The 16,102-nt window shown below is 68.6% G+C and carries 17 protein-coding genes and 1 pseudogene; 2 read left to right on the top strand and 16 right to left on the bottom strand.

The genetic code is table 11. From position 1 onward, the window contains the following. Positions 1 to 3: 3 nt before the first annotated feature. The 16 genes from lgt to hisD all read right to left on the bottom strand — a co-directional run bounded on the left by lgt (position 4) and on the right by hisD (position 14,692). Positions 4 to 1,779 (bottom strand): prolipoprotein diacylglyceryl transferase, encoded by a 1,776-nt coding sequence (gene lgt, locus GOAMI_RS17090; RefSeq protein WP_210737919.1) that lies wholly within the window; start codon positions 1,777 to 1,779, stop codon positions 4 to 6. Positions 1,780 to 1,948: 169 nt separating this feature from the next. Then, positions 1,949 to 2,758: a tryptophan synthase subunit alpha gene (gene trpA, locus GOAMI_RS17085; protein ID WP_006437813.1), complete on the bottom strand. Its 810-nt coding sequence runs from the start codon at positions 2,756 to 2,758 to the stop codon at positions 1,949 to 1,951. Then, positions 2,755 to 4,089: a tryptophan synthase subunit beta gene (gene trpB / locus GOAMI_RS17080; RefSeq protein WP_006437812.1), complete on the bottom strand. Its 1,335-nt coding sequence runs from the start codon at positions 4,087 to 4,089 to the stop codon at positions 2,755 to 2,757. The genes trpA and trpB overlap by 4 nt, the downstream gene beginning before the upstream one ends. 61 nt (positions 4,090 to 4,150) lie before the next feature. Continuing rightward, positions 4,151 to 4,969: an indole-3-glycerol phosphate synthase TrpC gene (gene trpC, locus GOAMI_RS17075; protein ID WP_024498859.1), complete on the bottom strand. Its 819-nt coding sequence runs from the start codon at positions 4,967 to 4,969 to the stop codon at positions 4,151 to 4,153. A gap of 197 nt (positions 4,970 to 5,166) precedes the next feature. Continuing rightward, on the bottom strand, positions 5,167 to 5,937 hold the full coding sequence (locus tag GOAMI_RS17070; RefSeq protein WP_006437810.1) for a TIGR02234 family membrane protein: 771 nt from the start codon (positions 5,935 to 5,937) through the stop codon (positions 5,167 to 5,169). Then, positions 5,934 to 7,526, bottom strand: a complete 1,593-nt coding sequence (locus tag GOAMI_RS17065) for an anthranilate synthase component I (RefSeq protein WP_006437809.1) — start codon at positions 7,524 to 7,526, stop codon at positions 5,934 to 5,936. Before GOAMI_RS17065 ends, GOAMI_RS17070 begins: the two co-directional genes overlap by 4 nt. Next, a complete protein-coding gene (locus tag GOAMI_RS17060; RefSeq protein ID WP_005196179.1) occupies positions 7,523 to 7,702 on the bottom strand; it encodes a tautomerase family protein in 180 nt (59 codons plus the stop codon). Before GOAMI_RS17060 ends, GOAMI_RS17065 begins: the two co-directional genes overlap by 4 nt. 39 nt (positions 7,703 to 7,741) lie before the next feature. Next, positions 7,742 to 8,113, bottom strand: a complete 372-nt coding sequence (hisI, locus tag GOAMI_RS17055; protein WP_006437808.1) for a phosphoribosyl-AMP cyclohydrolase — start codon at positions 8,111 to 8,113, stop codon at positions 7,742 to 7,744. Between the two features lie 19 nt (positions 8,114 to 8,132). Next, the gene (gene hisF / locus GOAMI_RS17050; RefSeq protein WP_006437807.1) at positions 8,133 to 8,906 is read right to left on the bottom strand and encodes an imidazole glycerol phosphate synthase subunit HisF; all 774 of its coding nucleotides are present in this window, start codon (positions 8,904 to 8,906) and stop codon (positions 8,133 to 8,135) included. A gap of 109 nt (positions 8,907 to 9,015) precedes the next feature. After that, entirely contained in the window at positions 9,016 to 9,837 is an 822-nt protein-coding gene (locus tag GOAMI_RS17045) for an inositol monophosphatase family protein (RefSeq protein ID WP_006437806.1), read from the bottom strand. Further along, complete coding sequence (priA, locus tag GOAMI_RS17040) at positions 9,837 to 10,580, bottom strand: bifunctional 1-(5-phosphoribosyl)-5-((5-phosphoribosylamino)methylideneamino)imidazole-4-carboxamide isomerase/phosphoribosylanthranilate isomerase PriA (protein ID WP_006437805.1); 744 nt, start codon at positions 10,578 to 10,580, stop codon at positions 9,837 to 9,839. The genes GOAMI_RS17045 and priA overlap by 1 nt, the downstream gene beginning before the upstream one ends. 63 nt (positions 10,581 to 10,643) lie before the next feature. Next, positions 10,644 to 10,934 carry a hypothetical protein gene (locus tag GOAMI_RS17035; protein ID WP_006437804.1) on the bottom strand — a complete coding sequence of 97 codons (291 nt, stop codon included), beginning with the start codon at positions 10,932 to 10,934 and terminating at the stop codon, positions 10,644 to 10,646. Then, on the bottom strand, positions 10,931 to 11,572 hold the full coding sequence (gene hisH, locus GOAMI_RS17030) for an imidazole glycerol phosphate synthase subunit HisH (RefSeq protein ID WP_006437803.1): 642 nt from the start codon (positions 11,570 to 11,572) through the stop codon (positions 10,931 to 10,933). Before hisH ends, GOAMI_RS17035 begins: the two co-directional genes overlap by 4 nt. After that, on the bottom strand, positions 11,569 to 12,192 hold the full coding sequence (gene hisB / locus GOAMI_RS17025) for an imidazoleglycerol-phosphate dehydratase HisB (protein WP_006437802.1): 624 nt from the start codon (positions 12,190 to 12,192) through the stop codon (positions 11,569 to 11,571). Before hisB ends, hisH begins: the two co-directional genes overlap by 4 nt. Continuing rightward, positions 12,189 to 13,352, bottom strand: a complete 1,164-nt coding sequence (locus GOAMI_RS17020) for a histidinol-phosphate transaminase (RefSeq protein ID WP_006437801.1) — start codon at positions 13,350 to 13,352, stop codon at positions 12,189 to 12,191. The genes hisB and GOAMI_RS17020 overlap by 4 nt, the downstream gene beginning before the upstream one ends. Then, positions 13,349 to 14,692: a histidinol dehydrogenase gene (hisD, locus tag GOAMI_RS17015; RefSeq protein WP_006437800.1), complete on the bottom strand. Its 1,344-nt coding sequence runs from the start codon at positions 14,690 to 14,692 to the stop codon at positions 13,349 to 13,351. The genes GOAMI_RS17020 and hisD overlap by 4 nt, the downstream gene beginning before the upstream one ends. 312 nt (positions 14,693 to 15,004) lie before the next feature. On the opposite strand from hisD, the gene GOAMI_RS17010 reads away from it, so the two are divergent. Beyond that, positions 15,005 to 15,460, top strand: coding sequence for a hemerythrin domain-containing protein (locus GOAMI_RS17010; RefSeq protein ID WP_040004941.1), 456 nt, complete (start codon positions 15,005 to 15,007; stop codon positions 15,458 to 15,460). Positions 15,461 to 15,811: 351 nt separating this feature from the next. After that, positions 15,812 to 16,102 (top strand): annotated as a pseudogene (locus GOAMI_RS17005) (HNH endonuclease); the annotation flags it as partial.

Genomic DNA, 16,102 nt, shown 5'->3' with positions numbered 1-16,102 from the left:
ATTTCAGGGGCGGCGACGACGACCGAATCTGGAGGCGACCCGCCGGCGGAAACTGCTCGTGGAGTCGGTCTCCCCGGCATCTGGTCGGTCTGCGTCGGTCGCTTCCACGTCGGCTTCATCTGGGGCAGCAGACCCTGCGTCACCGGTTTCGGCGGCAGACGACGTCACGTCATTTTCGGCGACGTCGCTTGCTGCGTCCTCGGATTCGGCGACGCCGCCCACCTCGGATTCCGTGACCCCGGACCCCGTGGTCTCGGAGTCGGTGACCTCGGAGTCGGTGACCTCGGAGTCGGCGACCTCGGCGTCGGCCGCCTCAGTCTCCGACTCGGGTGCGTCGGACTCCCCTGCGTCCGACTCGACCGTGTCGGATTCGGCGGTGTGTGACTCGACGGTGCCCGACTCTTCCGCGTCAGACCCGTCCGCCTCCGAATCAACTGTGTCCGACGCAGGTGTGTCCGGCTCAGCTGTGCGAGGCGCCGTGTCGCCGGTTGGCTGCACGTCGGCGGACTCAGCGTCGGTGTCCGCGAGCGCGGATTCCTCGACCGCCGATTCGTCGACCGCCGATTCGGCAGCCTCGGTGTCGTCGCCGTCCGCGGTCTCGGTGTCGGCCTGTGCGGCGTCCACCGCGCTCGGCTCGACGTCCTCGGCCGCCTCATCGTCGGATTCGCCGTCCTGTGCTGTCTCTACCTCGGCCGCCGCCGGTTCGGCACTCCCGGTGGTCTCGGTCGTCTCCGCGTCCTCCGCCGCCTCGGCCTCCTTTGCCTCCTCGGCGATCTCGTCGTCGAGGACGTCCAGGGTGGTAGAGCCTGCTGCCGGCTCGACCTTCTTGCCGTCCAGGTCCTCGAGATCTTCGTCGTACCAGTCGTCGACGTATCCGGCGACGCCCTGCTCCTCGAGTTCGGCGGCACGTTCGGGGTGGTACATCTCCAACCCTTGTTCACGTCCCTTGGGCGCGACCACGAAGTAGACGATGGCGCACAAGAACACGAGGGCGGCCGTGAAGAGGTTCGGGCGGATCCCGGCGATGTCGTTGGCGACGGCGGCACGGTCGTCGCGCAGCATCTCGATGAAGAACCGGCCGAGGCAGTAGCCCGCGATGTAGAGCGCGAACAGGCGACCGTGACCGATGCGGAACTTGCGGTCGATGACCACCAGCAACACCACGATCAGCACGTTCCACAGGAGTTCGTAGAGGAACGTCGGCTGGACGATGGCGACGACGACGCCGTTGGACTTGCCGTCGATCAGGCCCGCGTCGGAGTAACCGGCCTCGTTGACGCGCTCATAGATCTTGAGACCCCAGGGCAGCGTCGTCTCGCGGCCGTACAACTCCTGGTTGAAGTAATTGCCGAGCCGGCCGATGGCCTGCGCCAACAGGATCGGCGGGGCGATCGCATCGCCGAAGGCGGGCAACCGGATGCCGCGGCGTCGGGCGCCGATCCACGCTCCGACCGCACCGAGGGCAACCGCACCCCAGATTCCGAGACCGCCGTCCCAGATTCGCAGGGCGTCGATCGGTTCTTTGGGGGCGTCGGCCCCGAAGTAGGTCTTCCAGTCGGTGATCAGGTGGTAGAGACGACCGCCGAGGAGACCGAACGGCACCGCCCAGATCGCGACGTCGAGGACCTCGCCTTCCTGTCCCCCGCGGGCGATCCAACGGCGATTGCCCCACCAGACCGCGACGATGATCCCCGCGATGATGCACAGCGCGTAGGCGCGCAGCGGGAACGGTCCGAGATCCCACACGCCCTGGGGCGGACTGGGGATGTAGGCGAGCATCGTCGAGGTCGGCGCGTTCACGGTGCAACCCTATCCGACCGAGCCACTCACGCCCGTCCGGTCCGGATGCCGGGTGGCGCGCCTGGCCTCGATACCGCCGCCCCGGCCTCACTCGACCAGCAGGACACGCAGGAGACGGCGGCGAACGACTCGCACAGCAGGGCAGGCGTCAGACGGCGGCGTGTCGCGACCGCACGCCCTCGGCGAGTTCTGCGGTGAGCGACGCGAGTCGGTCCTGGCCGGCCTTGGCCGCGGTCACGAGTGCCGACCCGACGATGACGCCGTCGGCATAGGACGCGATCTGGGCGGCCTGTTCGCGGTTGCGGACACCGAGGCCGACGCCGATGGGGATGTCGGAGTACTCGCGGACGCGGGCACACAGCTCGGGAGCCATGTCCGACACCGCGTCACGCGCACCGGTGACGCCCATGGTGGATGCGGCGTACACGAATCCGCGGGATGCGTCGACGGTGTATGCGATGCGTTCGGTGGTCGACGACGGCGCGACCAGATAGATGCGGTCGAGCCCGTGCTCGTCGGAGGCCGCGTGCCATGCGGCCCCTTCCTCGGGGATCAGGTTCGGCGTGATGAGACCGGCGCCGCCGGCGTTGGCGAGATCGCGTGCGAACTTGTCGACGCCGTACTGCAGCACCGGATTCCAGTAGGTCATCACGACCGCGTTGCCGCCCGCCGCGGTGATCGCCTCGACTGCCCTGAAGACGTCATGGACGCGGACGCCGTTGGTGAGGGCGAGATCGGCGGCTTCCTGGATCGTCGGACCGTCCATCACCGGATCGGAGTAGGGCACGCCGACCTCGATGATGTCGCAACCGGCGTCGACCATCGTGCGGAAGGACGTCAGCGAATCGTCGACGGTCGGATAACCCACCGGGAGGTAGCCGATCAGGGCAGCGCGGTTCTCCGCGCGGCACTTGGCGAACACCGGTCCGGTTTTCGACGGGATCGTGTCTGCGCTCATGCCTGCTCTCCCGGTTGCCCGCTGGTGGCCTTCGCCTCGTCCTGTGACGGCGGGGGGTCGAAGAGACCGAACCAGCGCGCCGCGGTGTCGACGTCCTTGTCGCCGCGTCCGGAGAGGCTGACGACGATGATCGAGCCCTCGCCGAGTTCCTTGCCCAGCTTGAGCGAACCGGCGACCGCGTGGGCCGACTCGATGGCCGGGATGATCCCTTCCCGACGGCTCAACAGCGCCAGTGCGTCCATCGCCTCGGTGTCGGTGATCGGACGGTACTCGGCCCGGCCGGTGTCCTTGAGATAGGCGTGCTCGGGGCCGACGCCCGGGTAGTCGAGACCGGCGGAGATCGAGTGGGATTCGATCGTCTGACCGTCCTCGTCCTGCAACAGGTATGAGTACGCGCCCTGGAACGCCCCCGGCGTCCCGCCGGTGAAAGTCGCTGCGTGACGGCCGGATTCGACACCCTCACCGGCAGCCTCGAAACCGACGAGGCGAACGTCCTTGTCGTCGATGAAGGGGTGGAATATCCCGATCGCGTTGGAACCACCACCGACACACGCGGTCACCGCGTCGGGCAGGCGTCCGGCCTTGTCCAGGATCTGGGCGCGAGCCTCGAGACCGACGACGCGCTGGAGGTCACGGACCATGACCGGGAACGGATGAGGTCCCGCGGCGGTGCCGAAGCAGTAATACGTGTTGTGCGCGTTGGTGACCCAATCGCGCATCGCCTCGTTGATCGCGTCCTTGAGGGTTGCCGAACCGTTGTCGACGGCGATGACCTCGGCGCCGAGCAGGCGCATCCGAGCGACGTTCAGCGCCTGACGGTCGGTGTCGACGCGACCCATGTAGATCACGCACTCGAGACCCAGCAGCGCACACACGGTGGCGGTGGCGACACCGTGCTGACCGGCACCGGTCTCCGCGATGACGCGGTTCTTGCCCATCCGCTGAGCCAGAAGCGCTTGTCCCAGAACGTTGTTGATCTTGTGCGAGCCGGTGTGGTTGAGGTCCTCGCGTTTGAGGAAGATCCGCGCTCCCCCCGCATACTCGGCGAGACGCTTCGCTTCGTACAGCGGCGACGGGCGTCCGGCGTAATCACGCTGCAGACGGTCGAGTTCGGCGAGGAAGTCGTCGTCGGAGCGGATCTTGTAGAAGGTTGTGGTGACCTCGTCGATGACGGCCATCAACGCTTCCGGCACATGCCGTCCGCCGTAGACGCCGAAGTGGCCGCCCTCGTCGGGTTCGATCGACGTACGCGTGGTCAGTCCGGTGCTGGCCGGCGGAAGCACCGTGCTCGCGGAAGAATCAGGATGGGCCGAATCAGGATGGGCGGTCACTACATCTCACAGTCGATCGGGCCGACGACGACATGGACCGAACACGGCCCGAAGGCGTATGTCAGCGAACTGGTTTCGGGCACGACGGATGGGTACCCGCGGTGACCAGCTCACGCACGGCGGCGCGGGGGTCACCACTTGTCACGAGTCCCTCACCCACCAGGACGGCGTCGGCGCCCGCTCCGGCATAGGCCAGCAGGTCGGCGGTTCCACGTACGCCGGACTCCGCGATGCGGATGATCTCGGTCGGCAGGCCGGGGGCGATCCGCGAGAAGGTGTCCCGCTCGACCTGCAGGGTCTTCAGGTTTCGGGCGTTCACGCCGACGACCGACGCGCCGGCCTCGAGGGCACGGTCGGCTTCTTCCTCGGTGTGGACCTCCACGAGGGCGGTCATGCCCAGGCTCTCGGTGCGGTCGAGCAACGAGGCGAGGACGTTCTGTTCGAGGGCCGCCACGATGAGCAGGATGACGTCGGCGCCGTGGGCGCGGGCCTCGTGGATCTGATACGGCCCGACGATGAAGTCCTTGCGCAGGACCGGGATGTCGACCGCTGCACGAACGGCGTCGAGGTCGGCGAGTGATCCGTGGAAGCGGCGCTCCTCGGTCAGGACGCTGATGATGCGGGCGCCGCCCTGTTCGTAGGCCTTGGCGAGCTCGGCGGGATCGCCGATCGAGGCGAGCTCCCCCTTCGACGGACTGGCGCGCTTGACCTCGGCGATCACACCGATGCCGGGCTGGCGGAGCGCCGCCATGACATCCCGGGGAGCGGGAGCCTTCGCCGAGGCGGCCTTGACAGCAGCGAAGTCGACCACCGCTTCACGTGCGGCGACGTCGGCTTTGACTCCCTCGATGATCGACTCGAGAACGTTGGGCATGCTCACAGCGACTCCGCTCCCTTCCGCTCGTCGTGTGGTCTCAGGGTAGACCGATCGTCTCGGCGGCCTGTCGTCGGGTTGGCCGAATCTCCACAAACCTGCAACGGTCCTCGACTGTTACGCATGTCTCAGTACGCATATCTCGGCCTGTCGGGTGCGTCTCACGGAGAACTCCGGTTCGGGTCGTTGCTAGCCCGGAGGGGTCAGCGCTCGTCCGGATCGGACGACTCTGTCGGGTCGATCCCGGTGTCGAGCGCGTCCCACATCATGCGCTCGTTCGCGTCGGGATCGTCGCCGGACCGGCCGCCCTTCCCGCCGGTCTCGACCTCGCCCGTGGCCGGGGTGTCCCCGGTCGTGGCGTCCGCCGCGGCCGCCTTCTTCCTTCGCTCGTAATCGGCGAAGATCTCGGTCTCGAGCTCCTCCCGCCGGGCGGCTGGAGTCTTGTACTTGGACGACATCCTCGCACCCTTGGCCACCCGGAGCAGCACAACGGCGGCGGCGACCGCGCACACCGTGCCGAGCAGCACCAGCGCGGCAGGCGGCCACTTGGTGTCGGTGTAGAGCACGATGTACCGGTCCGGGATGTCGCCCGCGTCGGCGGCGTACTCGGAGTCGGTGCCGCCGGTGATGAGTGAGATCGCCGGGAACGCGGCCAGCACACCGCCGGCAGCGACCAGTAGTGCGACGAGGCGCAGGCCCCAGCCCCGCACGGACAGCACCGCGGCGATACCGGCGAGATAGACCAGGGCGAGCGGCGTCAGCCAGGGGCTCCAGTCCGATCCCTTGACGTCGAACGCGCGCTGGGGAGAGAGGCCGTCCTCGGCCGAGACCGTCGCCCACGTCAGCCGGCTCGCACCCCAGAACGCGGCGGCGGTGGCCGCCATCAGGATCGCGGCGATGATCTGCGGACGGCGCGACGACTTCGGCCGGGACTTCGGCGCGGCGCCGTCGGCCGGCTGTTCGGCTGAGGTCACGACGTCTCCCCTCCAGGTGTCTCCCCGACCCTGCTCATCGTCGACGCGGCGGCGACGGCATTGAGCACCGCGGTGGCCTTGTTGCGTGCCTCGTTGTACTCGTATTCGGGTTCGCTGTCGGCGACCACGCCGCCACCGGCCTGCACGTAGGCGTGCCCGCGTGCGAGGAGCGCGGTGCGGATGGCGATGGCGGTGTCGGCGTTGCCGGCGAAGTCGAGGTAGCCGACGATGCCGCCGTACAGGCCGCGTCGTGTCTTCTCGTGTTCGTCGATCAGTTCCATCGCGCGCACCTTGGGCGCTCCGGTGAGGGTTCCGGCCGGGAAGCAGGCGGTGACCGCGTCGAGCGCGTGCTTGTCCGTTCGGAGGGTTCCCGAGACCGTCGACACCAGGTGCATGACGTGGCTGTACCGCTCGATGTGGCGGTAGTCGCTGACCTTCACCGTGCCCGGGACGCAGACGCGACCGAGATCGTTGCGGCCGAGGTCGACGAGCATGAGGTGTTCGGCGTTCTCCTTCTCGTCCTCCAGAAGGCCCTTGCCGAGCAGCTGGTCCTCTTCCTCGGTGGCGCCCCGCCAGCGCGTTCCCGCGATGGGGTGCGTGGTCGCGACCCGGTCGGCCACGGTGACCAGCGCCTCCGGGCTGCTGCCGACGATCGTGAACGGCTTGCGTGCGATCGCATCGGGGGCAGCGGTGTCGCTGTTCGCCTCGGTCCCCGGCATCCGCAGCAGGTACATGTACGGGCTGGGGTTGGACGCGCGGAGCACGCGGTAGACGTCCAGCGGATCGGCGTCGGTGTCCATCTCGAAACGCATCGAGGGGACGACCTGGAAGGCCTCGCCCGCCTCGATCTCGCCGACGAGGCTGGTGACGATCTCGCTGTACTCCTCCAGGGAGCGCTGCGCGGTGAAGTCCGGCTTGGGCCGGTCGAAGGTCGAGACGGTCGAGGACGCCGGTGCGGCGAGCGCCTCGGTCATCCGGTCCAGCCGCGCCACGGCGTCGGCGTAGGCCTCCTCGACACGCTCGTCGGAGCCGTCCCAGTTCACCGCGTTGGCGATCAGCGTGATCGTGCCCTCGTGATGGTCGACCGCGGCGAGGTCGGTGGCCAGCACCATCATCATGTCCGGCAGGCCGAGGTCGTCGACGGTGGTCTCCGGGAGGCGTTCGAGACGCCGGACCATGTCATAGGCCATGAACCCGACGAAGCCACCGGTCAGCGGCGGCATACCCGGCAACGGGTCGGTCCGCAGGACGCGCAGCGACTCGGCCAGCACCTCGAGCGCGTCTCCGCCCTCCGGCGCGCCCACCGGCACCGATCCCCACCAGTGCGCCTGACCGTCGACGACGGTCAGCGCCGACGGCGCTCCGGCCCCGATGAAGGACCAGCGCGACCAGGAGCGGCCGTTCTCCGCCGATTCCAGCAGGAAGGTGCCGGGACGGTCGCCGGCCAGCTTGCCGTACGCCGACAGCGGTGTCTCGGAATCGGCAAGCACTTTCCGGGTCACCGGCACCACGCGATGGTCGCGGGCGAGGTCGAGGAATTCGGTGAGGGACGTCGTGTGCGCCACGGCCGCCGAGTTCACGCCGCTCATCCGAGGGGCTCGCCGCCGACGCCCCACTGGGTGCGCGGTACCTCGGTGATCGTCACCCAGACGGAATCCGGGTTCTTGCCGGTTGCCTTGGCGTACGCCTCGGTCACCGCCGCGATGGTCTCGCGCTTGACGCGGTCGGAGAGTCCGGGAGTCTGCGAGATCTGGATGAGGGGCATGCAGCGTCACCGCCTTTCGGGTGTGATCACGATGGAAATCTACTGTGCGGAATCGACGGGACGGGCTTCTGATCCGAACGGCAGCGAGTCGGTGTCGAAACAGCTGTGGTTGCCGGTATGGCAGGCCGCGCCGACCTGGTCGACGACGAGCAGCACCGTGTCGCCGTCGCAGTCGAGGCGCGCGTCGTGCACGTACTGGGTGTGGCCGCTGGTCTCGCCCTTGACCCAGTACTCCTGGCGCGAGCGCGAATAGTAGGTCGCCTTGCGCGTCGCGAGGGTGCGCTCGAGGGCGGCGTCGTCCATCCACGCGACCATCAGTACGTCTCCCGTCGAGCGTTCCTGGGCGACCGCACTGAACAACCCGTCGGCGTTGCGCTTGAGACGTGCGGCGAGCTCCGGATCGAGTGCCATCAGCGTTCTCCTGCCTGTGTCATCGGACGGTGATCCCGGCGTCCCGCAAGGCCGCCTTCACCTCGTGGATGGTGAGTTCACCGAAGTGGAACACCGAGGCGGCCAGCACCGCGTCCGCTCCGGCCTCGACCGCGGGGGCGAAGTCCTCGACACGGCCGGCACCGCCGCTGGCGATGACCGGAACCTGCACGGCCTCGCGCACCGCCTTCAGCATGCGCAGGTCGAAACCCTGCTTGGTGCCGTCGGCGTCCATCGAGTTCAGCAGGATCTCGCCGACCCCGAGTTCCTGACCGCGCCGAGCCCACTCGATCGCGTCGATACCGGTGCCCTTGCGGCCACCGTGTGTGGTGACCTCCCAGCCGGATGGCGTCGGCTCGGAACCCTCCGGCACGGTCCGCGCGTCGACCGACAGGACGATGCACTGCGAACCGAACCGCCGGCTCATCTCGGCGAGGACCTCGGGACGTGCGATCGCGGCGGTGTTGACGCTGACCTTGTCCGCGCCCGCGCGCAGCATCGTGTCGACATCCTCGACGGTGCGGATGCCGCCACCGACGGTGAGCGGGATGAACACCTGGTCGGCGGTCCGTTTGACGACGTCGATCATCGTCGAACGTCCCGAGCTCGACGCGGTGACGTCGAGGAAGGTCAGTTCGTCGGCACCCTCGCGGTCGTAGCGTTCGGCCAGTTCGACCGGATCTCCGGCGTCACGCAGGTTCTCGAAGTTGACGCCCTTGACCACTCGACCGTCGTCGACGTCGAGGCACGGGATGACCCGGGTCGCCAGCGTCATCGTCGTGACTCCTTCAGCTCGTTGACCTGTGGTGCTTCCATGGATGCTCTCGCACCTCTCTCATCGGTGGCTGCCTCATCGGTGGCTGCCACGTCTCGGTTCTGCGGGGTCACGCCGACCAGTCCTCGACCGTTTCGTCGATCACCGCCATCAGCCCTGCGTGCACCGTGGGTGCGCCGGCCACCAGCGACGGGGACGCGACCGTCCAGCGCTCCCCCGCCAGGTCGGTGGCCACGCCACCCGCGGCGCGGACCAGTGCGGCGCCCGCCGCGTTGTCCCAGGGATGACGCCCGAAGGCAACAGCTCCGCCGAACACGCCCGAGGCGGTGAACGCCATGTCCACGCCGGTGCTGCCGGTCATCCGGATCCGTGCGACACGTGAGCTCAGCGCGCGCAGCAGGTCGGCCCGCTTGGCTCCCGCATAGCGACCGCGCCCGGCCGCGTTGAACGGCCCGAAGGCGATCGCCGACTCGTCGAGGGCCAGATCGGGCGGAGATTCCACGGCCACACCGTTGACCATCAGTGGTCCGTCCGCGTGGGCCGCGTACTTCCGGTCCAGGAGCGGCAGCCAGGTCAGACCGAGCGTCGCCTCACCGTCGACGACGAGACCGAGCAGGATGCCGGTCAGCGGCATGCCCGCGGAGTAGTTGAAGGTACCGTCGACCGGGTCGAGCACCCACACCGGGCCGTCGATCGGGTCGGCACCGCCGAACTCCTCCCCGTGGACGGGGATCTGCGTCCGGTCCTCGAGTTCGGCGGAGATCTGCCGTTCCAGGTCGAGGTCCACCTGGGTGGCGAAGTCCGTCCCGCCCTTGTGCACGGCGCTCGGCGCGCCCAGCCCTTCGACGAAGGTCTCCACGGCGGCGTCGAGGACCGATCCCGCGGTGTCGAGCAACCGCGGGAGGTCGAGCGAACTCTGGGCTGCGCTCATCAGACCCCGGCGACGGCCGTGAGCGCCTCGGGCAGGGTGAAGCGGCCGGCGTAGAGCGCCTTGCCGACGATCGCGCCCTCGACGCCCTGGTCGACGAGACCGGCGATCGCGATCAGATCGTCGACCGCCGAGACACCGCCGGACGCGACGATCGGTGCGTCGGTGGCCGCGGCGACCTCGGCGAGCAGTTCGAGGTTCGGGCCCTTGAGGGTACCGTCCTTGGACACGTCGGTCACGACGTAGCGCGAGCAACCGTCGTGGTTGAGGCGCTCGAGGACCTCCCACAGGTCGCCGCCGTCGGTGACCCAGCCGCGGCCACGCAGCCGGTAGGACTCGCCGTCGCGGATGACGTCGAGGCCGACGGCGATCCGGTCTCCGTGGTCGGCGATCGCGCGGGCGCACCATTCCGGGTTCTCGAGGGCCGCGGTACCGAGGTTGACGCGGGTACAACCGGTGGCCAGCGCCGCGGCGAGCGACTCGTCGTCGCGGATGCCGCCCGACAGTTCCACCTTCACGTCGAGTTCGCCGACCACACCGGCAAGGAGCTCACGGTTGTCACCACGGCCGAACGCGGCATCGAGATCGACGAGGTGAATCCACTCCGCACCGTCGTTCTGCCACGCCAGCGCCGCGTCGCGCGGCGAGCCGTAGGAGGTCTCGGTGCCGGCCGCGCCCTGGACCAGGCGGACCGCCTGCCCGTCGGCGACGTCGACGGCGGGAAGGAGTTCGAGGGTGCTACCCATGGGTGGAGTTTCCTGTCTGTTCTCGGGTCGGACTGTTGTGTCCTGGCTGTCGTGGGAGAGGGGTCAGGCCGGCGGGTGGTCGTCACGGGCCGCGATCAGATCGGCCCGCGCGCGGTTGACCATGCGGTTTGCCACCGTACCGATCGCCGCGATCATCGCGACCACCGCCGCCAGCGCGGCGATCAGACCGGCGACCGGCGACCAGTTCGCCAGCAGGACGATGATCGGGATGGACACCGCCAGAACCAGCACACCGGCGCCGAGAGCGTAGAACGCGAGCTTGGCGATCGAGAAACCGCCGCCCGCCGACGGGGTGTCGGCAGCGTTCCCGCCGGCCGGCGTGCCGCCGGTCATGAGAGACCCTTCACCCAGTTCTCCAGGAGTTGGGCTCCGGCATCGCCGGACTTCTCCGGATGGAACTGCGTGGCCGAGAGCGGTCCGTTCTCGACGGCGGCCAGGAAACGTCCGCCGTGTTCGGCCCAGGTCAGCTTCGGGGCCGCGAGCGGCGAACCGACGTTGTCCATCTCCCAGCTCTGTGCGGCGTAAGAGTGCACGAAGTAGAAGCGGGTGTCGGCGTCGAGTCCGGCGAACAGCACCGAGTCCTCCGGGGCCTCCACGGTGTTCCAACCCATGTGCGGCAGGACCGGAGCCGGCAGCTGGGTGACGCTTCCGGGCCACTCCCCGCAACCTTCGGCCTCGACCCCGAACTCCACACCGCGTTCGAACAGGATCTGCATGCCGACGCAGATGCCCAGGACCGGGCGTCCGCCGGCGAGGCGCCGACCGATGATCCGGTCGCCCTTCACCGCGCGCAGACCTTCCATGCATGCGGCGAACGCGCCGACACCGGGCACGACGAGACCGGTCGCCTCGAGGGCGGTGTTGAAGTCAGAGGTCACGGTCACCTGGGCGCCCGTACGCTCGAGCGCTCGCTGCGCCGAGCGCAGGTTGCCCGAACCGTAGTCGAGGATCGTGACGTCGGCCGCGCTCACAGGGCACCCTTCGTCGACGGCACACCGGTCACGCGTGCGTCGTATTCGGTTGCCGTGCGCAGGGCACGCGCAACGGCCTTGAACTCGGCCTCGGTGATGTGGTGCTGATCGCGGCCGTAGAGCACCCGCACGTGCAGGGCGATGCGGGCGTTGAGGGCGATCGACTCGAAGACGTGCCGGTTGATGATCGTCGAGTACGGCACGCCCGGGTATCCGCCGATCACCGCGGTGAGCAGGTGGTCCGGTTCGCCGGTGTGCACGCAGTACGGACGGCCGGACACATCGACGACGGCCTGCGCGAGGGTCTCGTCCATCGGGATCCAGGCGTCGCCGAAGCGCCGGATGCCCTTCTTGTCGCCGAGGGCCTGACCGAGCGCCTGCCCGAGGACGATGGCGGTGTCCTCGATGGTGTGGTGTCCCTCGACCTCGATGTCGCCCTCGGCCTTGACGGTGAGGTCGAAGCTGCCGTGCTGGCCGAACGCCGTCAGCATGTGGTCGTAGAACGCGATACCGGTGGAGATGTCGGTGATGCCGGTCCCGTCGAGATCGAGTTCGACCGAGATCGAGGATTCCTTGGTGGTCCGTTCGACCTTCGCGATGCGAGGCGCGGGGGTGCTCACTGAGAGTTCTCCAGATCTGTTGTGGCGAGCGTGCGGCTGACGTCGAGGAAGGCGTCGTTCTCGGGTGGGAGTCCGATGGTCACCCGCAGGTGGCCGGCGATCCCGACGTCCCGGATGAGGACACCGGCATCGAGGTAACGCTGCCAGGACGCGGGAGCATCCCGGAAGCCGCCGAACAGGACGAAGTTCGAGTCCGAGTCGACGACGCGGTAGCCGAAGCCGGTGAGCGCCGTCACCACGCGTTCGCGTTCGGCGATGATCTCGGCGACACCGGCGAGGGTGTCGTCGCTGTGACGCAGTGCGGCGCGTGCGGCAGCCTGGGTCAGCACCGACAGGTGGTACGGCAGGCGGACGAGCTGGATGGCGTCGACGACGGCCGGTGCTGCGGCGAGGTAGCCGAGGCGTCCGCCGGCAAAGGCGAAGGCCTTCGACATGGTGCGGCTGACGACGACCTTGGTCGGGAACTCGTCGATCAGCTCGGTCGCGCTCGGTGCGGACGAGAACTCGGCGTACGCCTCGTCGACGATCACGATGCCGGGTGCGGCCTCGACGATGCGCCGCAGATCGGCGAGCGGGATCGAGCCACCGGTCGGGTTGTTGGGCGAGGTCACGAAGACCACGTCGGGTTCGCGGTTGGTGACCTCGGCGACCGCGTAGTCGATGTCGAGACCGAAGTCGGGTGAGCGCGCGGCGACGAGCCAGGCGGTGTCGGTGCCGTCGGAGATGATCGGGTGCATCGAGTACGACGGCACGAAGCCGAGCGCACGACGCCCGGGACCGCCGAACGCCTGCAGCAGCTGCAGCAGGATCTCGTTGGAACCGTTTGCGGCCCAGAGGTTCTCGGCACCGAGCTGCACCCCGGTGGCTCGGGTCAGGTAGGCGGCGAGGTCGGTACGCAGGGCGATCGCGTCGCGGTCGGGGTAGCGGTGCAGTTCCGCCGCCGCGTCACGGGCCGAGGCGGCGACGTCGTCGATCAGCGCCTGCGACGGTGGGTGCGGGTTCTCGTTGGTGTTGAGGATCACCGGCACCTTGAGTTGCGGTGCGCCATAGGCGGACTTACCGCGCAGGTTCTCGCGCAGCGGCAGGTCGTCGACGGTGATGCCCGAGCCCGGGACGTTGCTTCCCGTGACGTTCGTGACAGGCGCCTCCGATGCCGTCACGAGCGCACGCTCCTCGCGAAGCGCTGCTTGACCGCATCGCCGTGACCGGGCAGGTCCTCGGCATCGGCGAGGGTGACGACCTTGTCGGCGACCTCACGCAGTGCGGCCTCGTCGTAGTCGATGACGTGGACACCCTTGAGGAAGGTCTGCACCGACAGACCCGACGCGAAGCGCGCCGAACCCGACGTCGGCAGAACGTGATTGGAGCCCGCACAGTAGTCGCCGAGACTGACCGGGGCATACGGACCGACGAAGATCGCACCCGCGTTGTGCACGCGATCGGCGATCGCGGCGGCGTCGCGGGTCTGGATCTCGAGGTGTTCGGCGGCGTAGGCGTCGACGACGGCGAGACCGGCCTCGAGGTCGTCGACGAGGACGATGCCGGACTGCTCCCCCGACAACGCGGTCGTGACGCGCTCACGGTGCTTGGTCGCGGCGACCTGCTGGTCGAGTGCGGCGTCGACGGCATCGGCGAGCTCGGTGCTGTCGGTGACGAGCACCGAGGCGGCGAGGACGTCGTGTTCGGCCTGGCTGATGAGGTCGGAGGCGAGGATGCCCGCGTCGGCCGAGTCGTCGGCGAGGATCGCGATCTCGGTGGGTCCGGCCTCCGAGTCGATGCCGACCACGCTGCGGCACAACCGCTTGGCGGCGGTGACGTAGATGTTGCCCGGGCCGGTGATCAGGTCGACCGGGTCGAGGACGGCGCCCGGCTCGTCGGCGGCATCGGTATCGGTTCCTCCGTAGGCGAGCAGCGCGACGCCCTGTGCACCGCCGACCGCCCACACCTCGTCGACGCCGAGAAGTGCGCAGGCGGCGAGGATGGTGGGGTGCGGCCAGCCACCGAAGTCCTTCTGCGGAGGTGACGCGACGACCAGCGAACCGACGCCGGCCTCCTGCGCGGGGACGACGTTCATGATCACCGAGGACGGATAGACCGCGTTGCCGCCGGGGACGTAGAGCCCCACGCGACGCACCGGAATCCACTTCTCGCTGACGACACCGCCGTCGACGACCTGGGTGCGGGTGGTCTCGCGCCGCTGGTCTGAGTGCACCTTGCGCGCCCGGGTGATGGATTCGCGGAGCGCGTCGGCGACCTGGGGGTCGAGGCCGGCGAGGGCATTGGCGATGACCTGGGCGGGGACCCGCACCGAGGCGGGCCGCACACCGTCGAACTTCTCCCCGAATTCCAGCGCCGCGGGCGTGCCGGTCTCGGCCACCGCATGCACAACCGGCGTCACCGTGTCGAGTACGGCATTGACGTCGGTACCCCCGCGGGGCAGCGCGCGACGCAATTCGGCGAGCGTCGGCGTGCTACCGCGCAGGTCAATTCGGGCGAGCATGATCTCTCCTGGTCGGTGCGGGAATTTACCCGTCCAGGATACGGGTCGGTGGCCAGCGGGTTTCTGGTGCGGGTGGGGAGGGTGTGCCGACGTCTCGCGTACTCGTCGTTCCCGACCACCGCCGACCACCGCCGACCGGCGAGAGACACCTTCGACGCACGCGTACGCCAGAACCGATCATTCCTCGTACCGTGGGACGTGGGTGGAGGGCGCACATCCCACGACCGGACCGAACGAGCGGACCGTTCGAGGGACGGAGGGGTGCGTGGACAGAGAGGCGAACGAGTGTTCCAGTACTGCGATTGCCGGGACATGCCGCTCCTGCGGGATTACACCGCCGAACACGAGCGGGCCGTGAACCTCGGCGGCGATGCGGTCCGCGCACTGAATGCGGGTGACGTGGATCGTGCGCGTGACCTCGCCGGAAGGCTGACGGTCGAGCTCCGGTCGCACTGGCGTGGCGAAGAAGACGGTCTCTTCTCCCAGTTGCTCGACTCCGAACACGACCTCTTCGCCGAATACATCGACCCGCTCGTCGCCGAACATCGCGAACTCGGCACCTTCCTGGACGCGATGGATCTGTCGGTCCCGGAAGACCAGGACCGATTCCGACGCGAGGTCTTCGCCCTGCACCGACACATCGCCAAGGAGGAGGACGCCCTGTTCCCTGCGTCGGTCACCACCCTGGACGGCGACCAGTGGGACGCCGCGATCGCCGCGTGGGAAGCCGCCCACCCCGGTGAGCGACTACTGGGCACCGGAATCTAGGCGGCCGGGCCCTTAACCCGTCCGCGGGAGCCGCGTGAGTCCGGAGGCACGTCCGATCAGGGGTTCTTGTCAATCGACGACCGCTGGAACCAGCTCTCGAGGTCGAAGTCGTACTTGATGCTGCCCTGCTCGACGAGGAACGCCTTGGTGCCGGTGAGCAGTTCGACGGCATCCACGGAGAACGGCCCTTCGGAGTACCCGTCGGGATTCGCTGCGGCACGGACCGCCGCGTCCTAGCACGCCGTACCGACAATCCGCGACGGGTAACTGATGATCGGTTTTCATTGCACGGCAACGAAATAGCGCGTATCGTCGAACATATGTTCGCAGGACGGACGGGGGGTGTGCAGCATGTCCAGCAGTGAAGCCATCACTTCAGACGTGCCGCCGTCGCGGGCCACCGAACTCGTTCGCAGTCTGCACGCCCTTATCGATGAGATCCAGACAGTCGATCTGACCTCGTGCACCGATTCCGAACTGGTCGATGTCGCCGCGGAGACCGAACGTGCCATCGCGCGACTGAGTTTCGCCGGTGACCGTCAGGTCGCCGAAGCCACCGAACGTGACCTACCCCGCAAGACCGGGCACCGCAGCGTCATCCAGTTCATGACCCACCGCCTCCGGATCGCCGAACCCATGCGG

It is taken from the genome of Gordonia amicalis NBRC 100051 = JCM 11271 (genome assembly GCF_000332995.1).
GTDB classification, from domain to species: domain Bacteria; phylum Actinomycetota; class Actinomycetes; order Mycobacteriales; family Mycobacteriaceae; genus Gordonia; species Gordonia amicalis.
Note: the sequence above shows the minus strand (reverse complement) of the source record. Positions and strands in the feature narration are given on the sequence as shown.